The following is a 12,857-nucleotide window of genomic DNA, read 5'->3' on the forward strand; positions in this document are numbered from 1 at the left end:
TCCGGATGGCCTCGCGACGCGACGTGGACGACGCCCTGGCCCTTCTCCGGTCGGAGACGGCGGCGCTCTCGACGAGCCTGCTCGAGCTCGACGCGACCGCGGAGCAGGTGCTCGGCGACGTCACGCGGCTGCGCGGGCGGACAGCCGCCCGCGCCGCGGTGGCCCGGGCCGGGCTGGGATGGCTGTGGGACCGCCACCGCGCCGTCAACGAGGTACTGGCCCAGGCCGAGGCTTTGCGCGGCCTGCCGGATTCCCGGATCGGCGCCCGGCAGGCCACGCGGGTCGACGCGTTCCTACGCGAGCCGCCGTCACACCCGCCCGCGCCGCCGCCCGGGGAGTTACCCACGCCGCCGCCCAGGGAGTTGGGAACTGCCCCCGGACAGCTGGCTGCCGGCGCGGCCGGGGGCCTCCTGGGCGGCGCGGCCGGAGGCCTGCTGGCCGGCACCCGGGAGGTCGCCGCGGCGATCCGTACCGAGTTGGCGGCCATCACTGCGGCCCGGGCCGCGCATCACCGGATTCTTGTCGACGCGGCGCGTGGGCTCGCGGAGACCGACGCCGTCTGCGCACGGCTCGCGATACCTGACCTGCCGGAGCTGGTCGCCGCGCGCGCGGCGATGGACGCCGCGGCAGCGGCGGTGACGGCCAACCCGCTGGAGACCACACCGGACGACCTCGAGCCCGCCATCACCGCGGCCGCCCAGGTAGGTGAGCTGGTCGCCGTCCTACGCCGGACCTTCGACGGACAGGACGCGGAGCTCGCCGCGGCCGCGGCGATGCTGCAGCGGATCGTGTCGGTCGCGCAGGAGGGTGACCACGCCGCCCGCACTGTGGTGGAACGCCTCACCGGCGACCCGACCGGCCTGGTGCGGCTGGGTGACGGATGGTTCGACGGCCCGCGCAGCGGGCTGCGGCCATGGCTGGACCGGCTGGTGGCGGCCGGTGCCGCGGGTGAGTGGAGGCTGGTCGCCCACGGCCTGGGCGCCTGGCACCGGGTCGCGCGGGAGACCCTCGCCGCAGCGGAGGAGACCGTCACGACGAACTCGGCGCCGCTGCACCGCCGGGACGAGCTGCGCGGCCTGCTGGGCGCGCTGCGTGCGAAAGCCGGCCGGCTCGGCCAGCTCGAGTCGCCTCATATCGGCGAGCTGTACGAACGCGCCGCGACCGCGCTGCGCACCGTCCCGGTTGATCTGGACGCGGCACAAGCCCTGGTCACGGAGTTCGGCGACACCCTGCTGAACATCCCGCCACCGCCACCGCCACCGGTGGCAGCGTCCGTGGCGGCTTCAGTATCCGCGCCGGGCGAGGTGGCGGGGGTGTCGGCGGCGCAGCAGGTTGGTGACGGGGGCGGCCATGCCGCGTGGACGGAGGAACGCTGGTGACGGTCGACGGCATCGCCTGCCCGGAACCCGACTGCGACGGAATCATCGAGGACGGGTACTGCAACGTGACCGGGCTGGCGTACCGGCCACCCGAGCCTGACCCGGGGCCACCGCCCCACCCCGACCCGACCGGGCCTGGCACGGGCGGGTCGGGCACGAGCGGGTCCGGCACAGGCGGGTCGGGCGGGAGCGGGTCGGCTGGCGGGTCCGCGTCGTGGAGTTTGACGGCGGGCGGGACACCGCGCCGGCGTCGACGCCCCGGCCGGGCCCGTCGTCCCCAGAGCCGGCTCGGGGAGGGGCTCGTGGACGTCCCGGACATGCCGACCCCCGATCCGGAGTCGCTGCTGCTCACCGACCCGTGTGTTCCGGAGCACCGGCGGGTGTGCTCGGCCTGCGGGGCCGAGGTCGGGCGGGCCCGCGACGGCCGGCCGGCTGCCGTCGAGGGCTTCTGTGTCGTGTGCGGGCACCAGTTCTCGTTCGTCCCGGCGCTGCGCGCCGGTGACCGGGTGGGCTCCTACGAGATCGCGGGCGCGCTGGCGCACGGCGGGCAGGGCTGGGTCTACCTCGCCCGCAACCGTGAGGTCGCGGACAACTTCTGGGTCGTGCTCAAGGGCCTGCTCGACAGGGGTGACCCGGACGCCCAGGCCGCCGCGATCGCCGAGCGCCGCTTCCTCGCCGCGGTGGACGACCCGGCGATCGTGCGCATCCACACGTTCGTCAGGCACGCGGGTACCGGCTACATCGTCATGGAGTACGTCGGCGGGACGTCGCTGCGCGAGGTCCTGCGGCAGCGCCGAGCGGAGGGGGGGCGTCCCGACCCACTGCCGGTCACCCAGGCGATCGCCTACATCCTGGCCGTGCTGCCGGCGTTCGCCTACCTGCACCGCAACGGCCTGGTGTTCTGCGACTTCAAGCCGGACAACGTCATGCTCGGCCGCGAGAGCCTGCGGCTGATCGACCTGGGGGCGGTCCGCCGGCTCGACGACGAGAGCGGCGCGTCCTACCGGACCCGCGGCTACTCGGCCCCGGAGGTCGAGACCGAGACGCCCACCGTCGCCTCCGACCTGTACACGGTCGGGCGGACGCTGGCCACCCTGATCCTGAACTTCCGTGGGAACACGACCACCTACGTCCACAGTCTCCCGCCGGCGTCGACGCACGAGGTCCTGGCGCGCCACGAGTCGCTCGACCTGTTCCTGCGCCGGGCCACGGCCTGGCTGCCCGAGGACAGGTTCGTCTCCGCCGACGAGATGCGCGACGAGCTGCTCGGCGTGCTGCGCGAGATCCTCGCCGCGGAACGGGGCGCACCCGTGCCCGCGCCGAGCCGGCGGTTCACCGGGGACGTCCACCTGACCGGGGAGGACGCCGACGGGTCGGTCGTCAGGCCGCGGTGGGCGAGCCTGCCGCGGCTGCGCGTCGACCCGGAGGATCCGGCCGCGGGCACCCTCGCGGCGCTGCCCGACAGTTCGCCCGCGCAGCTCGCCACGCTGCTGGCGGCCATCAGCCCGGCGACGGTCGAGGTCCGGCTCCGGCTGGCCCGCGCCCACCTCGAGACCGGGGACACCGCCGCCGCCGCGGCCGTGCTCGACGAGGTCGAGGCCGAGGATCCGTTCGAGTGGCGGGTCCGCTGGTACCGGGGGCTGCTCGCGCTCGGCGACGGCGACGGCGACGGCGACACCGCCGCGGCGGCCGCGGTGTTCACCGAGGTGTACGCGCAGGTGCCCGGGGAGCTCGCGCCCAAGCTGGCGCTGGCCGTCACGGCCGAGGCGGCCGGCGACCAGGCCCGGGCCGCCACGCTGTTCGACCTGGTCTCGCGGACGGACGACGGATTCACCAGCGCCGCGTTCGGCCTCGCCCGGGTGCGGGTCGCGGCGAAGGACCGCGCCGGTGCCGTCGCCGCCTACGAGCGGGTTCCGCCCTCGTCGGCGGCGTATCAGGAGGCCCGGATCCGGACCGCGCTCGTCCGCGGGACCAGGACGGCGGCCGGTGTGCCGCGGCCCGCCGACCTGGTCGCCGCGTCGGGCATCCTCGCTGGCCTGGACGTCGACCGGCGGCGCCGGGTGGCACTCACCCGGGACCTGCTGCGCTGCGCGCTGGACCTGCTCCTCGCGGGAGACACGCCACCCGACCCGGACGTCGAGGTCGCCGGCACCCGCCTACGCGAGGACGACCTGCGCTTCGGGCTGGAGCGCGCCTACCGGGAGCTTGCCACCCTGGCGCGGAGCGCGCAGGAGCGCTACGACCTGGTGGATCTCGCGAACGCCGTGCGCCCGAGGACGTGGCGGTGAGCGGGCACCCGGCAGGGCCGCTGCCCCGCCCCGAGGAGCAGACCCCGGTAACGACGCCGCCCGCCTGCCCGCGGTGCGCCGCGACGCCGCTCGCCGGGGACCGGTACTGCGAGCGGTGCGGCGCGGCCCTGACCGCGACGGCCGCCTCCGGGACCGGCCCCGCTTCGCGTACCGCCGCCGCCACGCACGCCGTACTCGTTGCCAGCGCCGACCGGTACGAGACCGACCTCGGCGCCGCGGCCGGTGTGTCCGACCGCGGCCTCGTCCACCACTCGAACGAGGACGGAATGGGCGTGGCGTTGGCCGCCGACAGCAGCGTCGGCGCGGTCGGCGTCGTCTGCGACGGGGTGTCGAGTGCGCGGGGCTCCGGTCCGGCTGCCGCTGCCGCGGCCGCGGCAGCGACGGCTCTGCTGACCGACCGGGTCGAGGCCTGGCGGTCCCGGGCCGTTCCGGTGCCGGCGGGCGGGCCGGGCCCCGGCCTCGCACCGCAGCAGGCCTACCTCGGTGGCGGGCGGGCAGGCGGGGCGGCGACACCCGAAGCGGAGCGGGACACGGCCGGCGAGATGGCGGCCGCCCTGCGTGACGCCGCGCGGGCGGCGCAGAACGCGGCCGTCGCGGGGGCGGCCGGGCTCGGCCTCTCCCCCGCGTGCACGTTCGTGGGCACCGTCGTCGTGGACGCGACGCTGGTCGTCGGATGGCTCGGCGACAGCCGCGCGTACCTGGTCGACAGCTCCGGCGCACGCCGGCTCACCGAGGACGACACCGTCGCCGCCGAGGCCGTGCGGGCCGGCCGGCTGGCCCCTGAGCTGGCCGAACGCGGACGCGACGCCCATACGATCACGCGCTGGCTGGGAGTCGGGAGCGCCTCCGCCATTCCCCGGATCCGCGCCGTCGGGCTGTCGAGCGCGGGACGGGTCGTGCTGTGCAGCGACGGCCTGTGGAACTACGCCTCCGCGGCGGAGACGCTCGCCGGCCACGTCGACGCGCTCGGGCCCGACGCGCCGGCGATCGACGTCGCGCGGCACCTGGTCGAGGTGGCGCTGCGCGGGGGCGGCTCCGACAACGTGACCGCGATCGTCATCGACATTCCAGGGAGAACCTGATGGTGGACTTCAGTCTCGAGGTCAGCCAGAACAAGTACCTGCCCGAGGGGTCGGGCGAGGTGCACGCCGTCATCACCGTCACCGCGCACGACGTCCGCCCTGGTACTCCCGGCGCCCCCGGGACGGCCGGGACCGCTACCACGGCGGGCGCCGCCGAGGTCATCCTGCTGGACTGCTCGGGGTCGATGGACTACCCCCACTCGAAAATCATCGAAGCCCGCCGGGCGGCCCAGGCCGCCATCGACACGCTGCACGACGGTGTCGCGTTCGCCGTGGTGGCAGGCACCGGGCAGGCCGAAATGGTGTACCCGACGCGCCAGGAGCTCGTCGAGGCGTCGCCGCGGACCCGCGAGGCCGCGAAGGCCGCGGTGAAACGGCTGCAGCCCCACGGCGGCACCGCCATGGGCCGGTGGCTGCTGCTCGCCCGCGACCTGATGGCCACCCGCCCGGACGCCATCCACCACGCGATCCTGCTGACCGACGGCCAGAACGGCGAGAGCGAGGCCGTCTTCGCCGCCGCACTGGCCGCGTGTGAGGGTCGGTTCCAGTGCGACTGCCGCGGCGTCGGTGCCGACTGGAAGGTGGCGGAGCTGCGCCGCGTCGCCTCCACCCTGCTGGGCGGCGTCGCCCTGCTGCGCGAGCCGGCGGAGATGGCGGAGGACTTCCGCTCGCTGATCGAGCGGGCACAGGCCCGCGGGATCGACCGGGTCGGCCTGCGGGTGTGGACGCCCAAGGGGGCGACGATCCGGTTCCTGCGCCAGGTGTCGCCCGAGCTCGAGGACCTCACCGCGCGGGCCGTCGAGGTCAATCCGCTCACCCGCGACCATCCGACGGGCGCCTGGGCCACCGGGACACGGGAGTACCACCTGTGCGTCGACGTCCCCCCGGCGCCGGTGGGGAACGAACGGCTCGCCGCCCGCGTCAGCGTGATCGCCGGCGGGGACGAGCTCTCCCGGACGGCGGTGCTCGCCGCGTGGTCCGAGGATGACGAGCTGTCGACCCGCATCGACGAGGTCGTCGCGCACTACACCGGCCAGACGGAGCTGGCGCGCGCCGTGCAGGACGGGCTCGCGGCACGCCGCGACGGGGACGAGGTCAGCGCGGTCACCCTGCTCGGCAGGGCCGCGCGGATCGCGGCCGCCGCCGACGACGGCGCGACCCTCGAACGGCTGGCGAAGGTCGTCGACATCGACGATGCGGCCACCGGAGCGGTGCGGCTGCGTCCCCAGGTCGACACCCTCGACGAGATGGACCTGGACGCGGGCTCGACCGTCACCGTGCCCGCCCGGCGGTGAGCTCGCCGCACCCCCCGGGCCAGGTCAGCGCGGACGCCCCGTGCGCCGGGTGCGGGTTCCCCATGCCGGTGACCGAGCCCGTCTGCCGCGCGTGCGGTCACAACGCCGTCACCGGGACGGGACCCCGGGCGGTCGGCGTGGTCCCGCTGGGCCGCGCGGCGACGCGCGCCGCTCCGGAGGCGACCGACGGGTGGACGTCCAACGGTTCGGCGGGCACCGGATCGGCAGGCGCCGCATGGGCGGTCGAGATCGCTCCCGACCGCGCCTACTTCGACCGCGGGGAGAACGACGGCGCGGTCTTCCCCACCGACCGGGCCGGCCGGATCATCCGGATGGCGACTCCACGGGCAGTCATCGGACGGCGCAGCCGCTCCCGCGGCCAGGCACCAGAACTCGATCTCTCGCTGCCGCCCAGGGATCCCGGCGTGTCCCGCTCGCACGCACTGCTCGAACGGCACGCCGACGGGACCGTCACGGTTACCGACCTCCGCTCGGCGAACGGGACCTGGCTCGGCCCGGACGCGGCCCACCTGGCCAGGGTGGGTGTGGGCGACTCGGCGCTCGTACGCGAGGGCGACCACGTCTTCGTCGGTGCCTGGACCCGGGTGACCGTCAGACCACGCTGAACGCCCGTCCATCCCCGGACTCCACCGACCGTCCAGGCCCTGCCACGTCCCACACCTATACCTTGACCTGAAGTCAGGTTTAACTTTTAGTCTGGCCGTCATGAGCGATCTGACGATCTCCAACCAGCGCGCGGCGGCTGAAGCCGGGCCCGCGGACACACCACCGAGTGCCGCCGAGCACACGCCGGACATCACACCGCTGCGGGTCGCGGTCGTGCTCGCGAGCGTCCGCGCCGCCCGGTTCGGCCCGGTCGTGGCCGGGTGGTTCGCCCGCCGGGCCGGGCAGCGCCCCGACGTCACCGTGGACGTCGTCGACCTCGCCGGGATCGCCGGGATCGCCGGCGTGGACACCGCCGTTGTCGACACCGCCGTTGTCGACACGGCCGATGTCGACCCGATGACCTGGGAGTCCTTCGCGGACCGCATCGGCGCCGCCGACGCGGTCGTGATCGTCACCCCGGAGTACAACCACAGCTTCCCCGGACCGCTCAAGACCGCCGTCGACGCACTCGGCCGGCAGTGGCACGCCAAGCCCGTCGCGTTCGTCTCCTACGGCGGGATGTCCGGCGGGCTACGCGCCGTCGAGGCGTTGCGGGTCGTCTTCGCCGAGCTGCACGCGGTCACGATCCGCGACACGGTCAGCTTCCACAATGCCTGGAGCCGGTTCGGTGCCGACGGCGAGCCGCTCGACCCCGGCCCGGTGGACGGCGCGGCGACAGCGCTGCTGGACCAGCTCTGCTGGTGGGGGTCCGCCCTGCGCGACAAGCGGCGCACCCACCCGTACCAGCGTTGACCGGGTGACCGGGCCCCCGGATCCGGTGACCGCGCCCGCCGGCGACGCGGCGATCTCCCGTCCCACCTCGAACCGTTCCGTCGTCGTGATTCACCCTCCCACGGCCCGGCTCCGGGAGCCGATCTGCGCGGTTCGCCCGCCGCACCCCCCGTGTACCCCTTCTGTCGCGTCTCGTACAGTCACGGGGCCCGGCGGATGCCGCGTCTGCCGCGTGCGCGGCAGACGCCCATGTCAGGGCTATGACGCGGGAATCCGGCACCGGCGCCCACCACGGCATCCCCGCGCCCGACCACCATCGCGCCACGGCGCGTGGTGGCCACGACGTTCAATGGCGGCGACGTTCAACGAGGAGCGGACGAACGGATGATCGGCGACGACACCCACGTGCGGAACAATCGCACCCGGTGGAACGAGATCTCCGACGACTACCAGCGGTTCAACGCCCCCCAGATCCGCGGGCAGGCGTTCACCGGCGACATCACCTGGGGGGTGTGGGGCATCCCCGAGTCGCGGCTGAATGTCCTCGGCCACGTCGTCGGACTCGACGTGCTGGAGATGGGCTGCGGCGGGAGCCAGTGGTCGACCGCGCTCGCCCGCCGCGGCGCGCATCCGGTGGGGCTCGACCTCTCCGAGCGCCAGCTGCACCACAGCCGCCGGCTCCAGCGCGAGACCGGGCTCGACTTCCCGCTCGTGCAGGCCAGCGCGGAGGAGGTGCCGTTCGCGGCCGGGTCGTTCGACATCGTCTTCGCCGATCACGGCGCCTTCTCGTTCGCCGATCCCTACCGGGCGATCCCCGAGGCGGCCCGGATCCTGCGCCCCGGCGGCCTGCTCGCCTTCGGTCACGTGAGCCCGATCTACGAGATCAGCATCCCGGACGGCGCCGAGGCCGCCGGCGACCGGCTCGTCGGTGACTACTTCGGCCTGCGCCTCATCTCCGACACCGACGGCCTGGTCAGCGCGAACCTGCCGTACGGGGCCTGGATCAGGCTGTTCCGCGAGAGCGGGTTCGTCGTCGAGGACCTCGTCGAGCCGAGGCCCGAGACCGGCACGGACGCCACCCACCGCGACAGCGCCGAGGAGGCGTGGGCGCGCCGGTGGCCCTCGGAGTGCATCTGGAAGGTCCGCCGGGTCTGACCTCCGGGTCCCGGGGCGGCCCACGAACAGGTCACCCGGTCCGGGAGCCCCGGCCGCGGCCGGCGCCAGGCCCGAGTATGACGTGCGGGGGCACGCACGATGTCCTCTCAAGGAGGATCTACGCACACGATGAGCCCGAGCCCAGAGATCCCGAGCGCTGAGATGCCGAGCCCGGAAATCCCGGCCGCATGACCGTTCCGACCAGGCCGGGGCCGGAGCTACGGGTCCGGCTGCCCCAGGTCGCGCCGTCCGTCCGCGAGTTCCTCGCGACGGAGGCGGGTGGCGCCGTCCTGCTCGTCATCGCCGCGGCGGCGGCGCTGATCTGGGCGAACAGCCCCGTCGCGGACAGTTACCACGACCTCTGGGAGACCACCGCCACCCTCGGGGTGGGGGACGCGGCGCTGTCGATGACCCTGCACCACTGGGTCAACGACGGCGCGATGGCGATCTTCTTCGCGGTCGTCGGGCTGGAGATCAACCGCGAGTTCACCACCGGGGAGCTGCGTGACCGCCGGACGGTCGCCGTGCCCGCGCTCGCCGCGGTCGGCGGTCTCACACTGCCGGCGCTGATCTACTTCCTGTTCAACTCCTCCGGGCCCGCCGCAGCCGGCTGGGGCATCCCGATGTCGACCGACACCGCCTTCGTCGTCGGCATTCTCGCCCTGTTCGGGCCGCGCTGCCCCGACCGGTTGCGGCTGTTCCTGCTGACGCTGGCCATCGTCGACGACATCGGCGCGATCTCCGTCGTGGCGATCTTCTACACCGACCAGGTGGACGCGGTCTGGCTCGGCGCCGCGGCCGCCGTCCTGGTCGTGATCGGGGTCATGCGCTGGATGGGTGTCTGGCGGCTGCCGCCGTACGTGGTGGCCGCGCTCGTTCTCTGGGTGGCGATCTACTCGTCGGGGGTGCACGGGACGCTCGCCGGTGTGATCATCGGGCTGGTCCTGCCGTCCGCGCCGCCGCGCCGCGAGCAGATCGACGAGGTGCCGATCTACGTCCGGGCGCTGCGGGAGGACTCCACGGCCTCTCGGGCCGCACTGGCTGTCTCCGCGGCCAAGTCCACCGTCTCCACCAGCGAACGGCTGCAGTACACCCTGCACCCGCTCAGCGCGTACCTGATCGTGCCGATCTTCGGCCTGGCCAACGCGGGCGTGCACCTCGACAGCCACACCCTCGCGGACGCGTCCACCTCCCCGGTCACGATCGGGGTCGCGGTCGCGCTCCTGGTCGGCAACGGGATCGGGATCACGGCGACCTCGCTGGTCGCCATGCGCACCGGGCTCGGCGCGCTGCCCGGCGGTGTCCGCTACGGCCACCTGGTGGGCGCGGCCGTCCTCGCCGGAATCGGGTTCACCATCTCGCTGTTCGTCACCGAGCTGGCGTTCACCGACGAGGCCCTCGCCGAGCAGGCCAAGATCGGGATTCTGGTCGGCTCCTTCGCCGCCGCGGTGCTGGGCACGTTCGTGCTGCGCTATGTCGGGGAACGCTGGTCGTTGTGCTCGCCGGGCTCCGACGAGGCGATCCCGGCGCTACCGCCGCGCCCATGGCACTCGCCGACGCCGGCCGTCATCCCGGTCATCCGCTGACCGGCCGGAACCCGTGCGGGCGACGGCCGTCCGCAACGGCCCGAGCTCGAGCCGGCCGCGGTACCGCACCCCGTCAATGAAGATCGTCGGGGTGCCCTGCACCCGCAGCTCGGCGCCGCCGGCGTAGTCGGCCTCGACGGCGTCGCCGTAGGGCTGGGCCGGGTCGCCGACGACGAGGTCGGTCTCGATCCCCAGGGACCGGGCGAAGGCCATGAGGTACTTGTCGGCCAGCTTGTCCTGGTTCGCGAACAGCAGGTCGTGCATCTCCCAGAACCGGCCGTGCGCCCCGGCGACCTCGGCCGCCAGCGCGGCGGTGAGTGCGTAGGGATGGATGTCGAAGACCGGGAAGTGCCGGAACACCTGCCGGACCTGGCCGTCAGAGGAGTCGACCAGCTCGTGCAGGATGGCGGCCGCGCGGGCGCAGTAGGGGCACTCGAAGTCGCCGTACTCGACGATCACCACCGGCGCGCCCGGCTCGCCCCGGGAGTGGCGCCCGGGATCGGTCGAGGCGCACCGGCTCTGCTTCCCAGCTCGCCCGTGCGCCTTGCGGGCGTCGGCCCGTGGGCCGACACCCGGCCCCGACGGCACGTCGCAGACACCGGTCGCACCCGGATCCCCATCGAACCCCGTGCCATTCACCGAATTCTCGCGAAACGCACCACCCGCCCAAGCAGACGCATCCACACGAACCCCCGCATCTCCTTCGGCTACCATTCCTTCAGGAACTTCCACGCCTTCTCCAGTTGGCAACCCTTCACGAATCCAGCACTCCTTCACGAATCACAGCATTCCCGTTAACCACAGAATTCTCTCGAACCACAGCATTCTTGCCAACCACAGAATTCTCGTTAACTACAGCGTTCTTGTTAACTACAGCATTCTCGCGAACCTCACCCATACGGTCATTGTAGCGAGCGACGGCGGCCTCGCGATGCCGTTAGGCTGACGCCCGTGGCCGAGCCGAGAACGTCGGAACGACGTGTTCCAAAGGCCGACGACGATCTGGCGGTCCGGGCGGTGGACCTCCGCATACGACGCGGGACGAGCTGGGGCGGCCATGCTGGCCACGGCGGGCAGGAAATCGTGCACGGCCTGTCGTTCGAGGTCCCCCGCGGATCGGTCACCGGAGTCATCGGCCCGAGCGGATGCGGAAAAACCACGCTGCTGCGGGCGGTCGTCGGCATCCAGCGCGGAGTGAGCGGAGAGCTGCGGGTACTCGGCCTCGACGCGTGCGAGATCGAGCTCCGGCGGCGGGTTGGCTACGCCACCCAGACCGCCTCCGTCTACGACGATCTCACCGTCGACGAGAACCTGCGTTATTTCGCGGCGCTCTCCGCGGACCGGGTCCCCAGCCCAGCCGAGATCATCCGCCGGGCCGAGCGCGCCGCCGCCGGAGTCGGCCTGGCGGCCGAGGGCCGCACCCCGGTCGGCCAGCTCTCCGGCGGCCAGCGCTCCCGGGTGTCGCTGGCCGCCGCGATCATCGGCGGGCACGAGCTGCTCGTCCTGGACGAGCCGACCGTCGGCCTCGACCCGGTGCTGCGCCGCGAGCTGTGGGACGAGTTCCACCGGATGGCCGACCGCGGCCTGACCCTGCTCGTCAGCTCACACGTGATGGACGAGGCGGCCCGCTGCGACCGCCTCCTGCTGCTGCGCGAGGGCCGGCTGATCGCGGACGAGAAGCCCGCCGACCTGCTCGCCCTGACCGGGACCGGCGACCTCGACCACGCGTTCCTGTGCCTGGTGGAGCCGTCCGCGCCGGCCTGCGCCGACTCCCCGGTACGCGGCGACGCGCCTCCCCCGCGGGACAGCCCCCGGCCCGTCGGTGCTTCCCGGGCGAGCGACGCGCCCTCGGCCCTCGACCTACCCCGAACCCGCGGCACGCCGGAGGCCTGTGGCGGGAACACGCGCCAGCCGCTGAACCTCGCGCGCACCAGCAGCACCGCGCTGCGGGTGATCCGCCAGATGCGCCGCGACCGGCGCACCGTCCTGCTCGTCCTCGTACTCCCACCCACGCTGCTGGTGCTGCTGCAGGCCATCTTCGCTAGCAGCCCCACCGCCTTCGACCGGGCCGGGACGGGCCTGCTCGGCGTCTTTCCGCTGATGACGATGTTTTTTCTAACCTCGGTCGCCATGCTGCGGGAACGGCGGTCCGGGACGCTGGAGCGCCTGATGACCACGCCGATCGGCCGCGGCGACCTGCTCGCCGGGTACGGCATCGCGTTCGGGCTGCTCGCCGTCGCGCAGGCCGTCGTCACGACCACGACGGCCGTCGTCCTGCTGGACCTGCACATCGCCGGGCCGCTGCCGGTGCTCGGCCTGCTCGCCGTGCTCGCCGCCCTGTTCGGCACCGCGCTCGGCCTGCTCACCAGCGCCTTCGCGAACTCCGAGTTCCAGGCGGTGCAGTTCCTGCCGCCGGTCCTGCTCCCCCAGTTCCTGCTGTGCGGCATCCTCGTGGCGCAAAGCCAGCTGCATCCCGTCCTCGCCACGGTTAGCTTCCTGCTCCCGATGACCTACGTCGTGGACGCGCTGACCCGGATCGGCGCCTCCCCCGGGGTGCCGGCGCTGGTCGTCCGGGATGCCCTCGTCATCGCCGCGTGCACGCTGGTAGCCCTGGCCCTGGCCGCGGCGACGCTGCGCCGGCAGGGCCCGTGAA

The 12,857-nt window shown here is 73.7% G+C and carries 10 protein-coding genes; 9 read left to right on the forward strand and 1 reads right to left on the reverse strand.

Features of this window, described 5'->3' with window-relative positions; translation table 11 throughout:
* Positions 1 to 5: 5 nt before the first annotated feature.
* The 8 genes from FRANEAN1_RS24165 to nhaA all read left to right on the forward strand — a co-directional run bounded on the left by FRANEAN1_RS24165 (position 6) and on the right by nhaA (position 10,204).
* Positions 6 to 1,379 (forward strand): hypothetical protein, encoded by a 1,374-nt coding sequence (locus FRANEAN1_RS24165; protein WP_020462424.1) that lies wholly within the window; start codon positions 6 to 8, stop codon positions 1,377 to 1,379.
* Positions 1,376 to 3,667 carry a serine/threonine-protein kinase gene (locus FRANEAN1_RS24170; RefSeq protein WP_020462425.1) on the forward strand — a complete coding sequence of 764 codons (2,292 nt, stop codon included), beginning with the start codon at positions 1,376 to 1,378 and terminating at the stop codon, positions 3,665 to 3,667. Before FRANEAN1_RS24165 ends, FRANEAN1_RS24170 begins: the two co-directional genes overlap by 4 nt.
* Positions 3,664 to 4,770: a protein phosphatase 2C domain-containing protein gene (locus tag FRANEAN1_RS24175; protein ID WP_020462426.1), complete on the forward strand. Its 1,107-nt coding sequence runs from the start codon at positions 3,664 to 3,666 to the stop codon at positions 4,768 to 4,770. The genes FRANEAN1_RS24170 and FRANEAN1_RS24175 overlap by 4 nt, the downstream gene beginning before the upstream one ends.
* Positions 4,770 to 6,065, forward strand: coding sequence for a VWA domain-containing protein (locus FRANEAN1_RS24180; protein WP_020462427.1), 1,296 nt, complete (start codon positions 4,770 to 4,772; stop codon positions 6,063 to 6,065). Before FRANEAN1_RS24175 ends, FRANEAN1_RS24180 begins: the two co-directional genes overlap by 1 nt.
* Positions 6,066 to 6,127: 62 nt before the next feature.
* Complete coding sequence (locus FRANEAN1_RS24185; RefSeq protein WP_020462428.1) at positions 6,128 to 6,691, forward strand: FHA domain-containing protein; 564 nt, start codon at positions 6,128 to 6,130, stop codon at positions 6,689 to 6,691.
* A 100-nt stretch (positions 6,692 to 6,791) separates the two neighbouring features.
* On the forward strand, positions 6,792 to 7,484 hold the full coding sequence (locus FRANEAN1_RS24190) for an NAD(P)H-dependent oxidoreductase (RefSeq protein WP_020462429.1): 693 nt from the start codon (positions 6,792 to 6,794) through the stop codon (positions 7,482 to 7,484).
* A 363-nt stretch (positions 7,485 to 7,847) separates the two neighbouring features.
* Positions 7,848 to 8,618: a class I SAM-dependent methyltransferase gene (locus FRANEAN1_RS24195; RefSeq protein ID WP_020462430.1), complete on the forward strand. Its 771-nt coding sequence runs from the start codon at positions 7,848 to 7,850 to the stop codon at positions 8,616 to 8,618.
* Between the two features lie 188 nt (positions 8,619 to 8,806).
* A complete protein-coding gene (gene nhaA, locus FRANEAN1_RS24200) occupies positions 8,807 to 10,204 on the forward strand; it encodes a Na+/H+ antiporter NhaA (RefSeq protein ID WP_020462431.1) in 1,398 nt (465 codons plus the stop codon).
* Here nhaA and FRANEAN1_RS24205 read toward each other — a convergent pair.
* Positions 10,148 to 10,843, reverse strand: coding sequence for a DsbA family protein (locus FRANEAN1_RS24205; RefSeq protein WP_347176738.1), 696 nt, complete (start codon positions 10,841 to 10,843; stop codon positions 10,148 to 10,150). The two genes, nhaA and FRANEAN1_RS24205, sit on opposite strands and share 57 nt — an antisense overlap.
* 378 nt (positions 10,844 to 11,221) lie before the next feature.
* On the opposite strand from FRANEAN1_RS24205, the gene FRANEAN1_RS24210 reads away from it, so the two are divergent.
* On the forward strand, positions 11,222 to 12,856 hold the full coding sequence (locus FRANEAN1_RS24210; RefSeq protein WP_347176739.1) for an ABC transporter ATP-binding protein/permease: 1,635 nt from the start codon (positions 11,222 to 11,224) through the stop codon (positions 12,854 to 12,856).
* Position 12,857 lies beyond the last annotated feature (1 nt).

Origin of the sequence: Parafrankia sp. EAN1pec, from assembly GCF_000018005.1 — a bacterium.
GTDB lineage: Bacteria > Actinomycetota > Actinomycetes > Frankiales > Frankiaceae > Parafrankia > Parafrankia soli.

Excerpts from the sequence above, each read along its gene's own strand:
- FRANEAN1_RS24180 (WP_020462427.1), top strand. The coding sequence starts at position 4,770 with ATGGTGGACTTCAGTCTCGAGGTCAGCCAGAACAAGTACCTGCCCGAG.
- nhaA (WP_020462431.1), top strand. The coding sequence starts at position 8,807 with ATGACCGTTCCGACCAGGCCGGGGCCGGAGCTACGGGTCCGGCTGCCC.
- FRANEAN1_RS24190 (WP_020462429.1), top strand. The coding sequence starts at position 6,792 with ATGAGCGATCTGACGATCTCCAACCAGCGCGCGGCGGCTGAAGCCGGG.
- FRANEAN1_RS24165 (WP_020462424.1), top strand. The coding sequence starts at position 6 with ATGGCCTCGCGACGCGACGTGGACGACGCCCTGGCCCTTCTCCGGTCG.
- FRANEAN1_RS24185 (WP_020462428.1), top strand. The coding sequence starts at position 6,128 with ATGCCGGTGACCGAGCCCGTCTGCCGCGCGTGCGGTCACAACGCCGTC.
- FRANEAN1_RS24195 (WP_020462430.1), top strand. The coding sequence starts at position 7,848 with ATGATCGGCGACGACACCCACGTGCGGAACAATCGCACCCGGTGGAAC.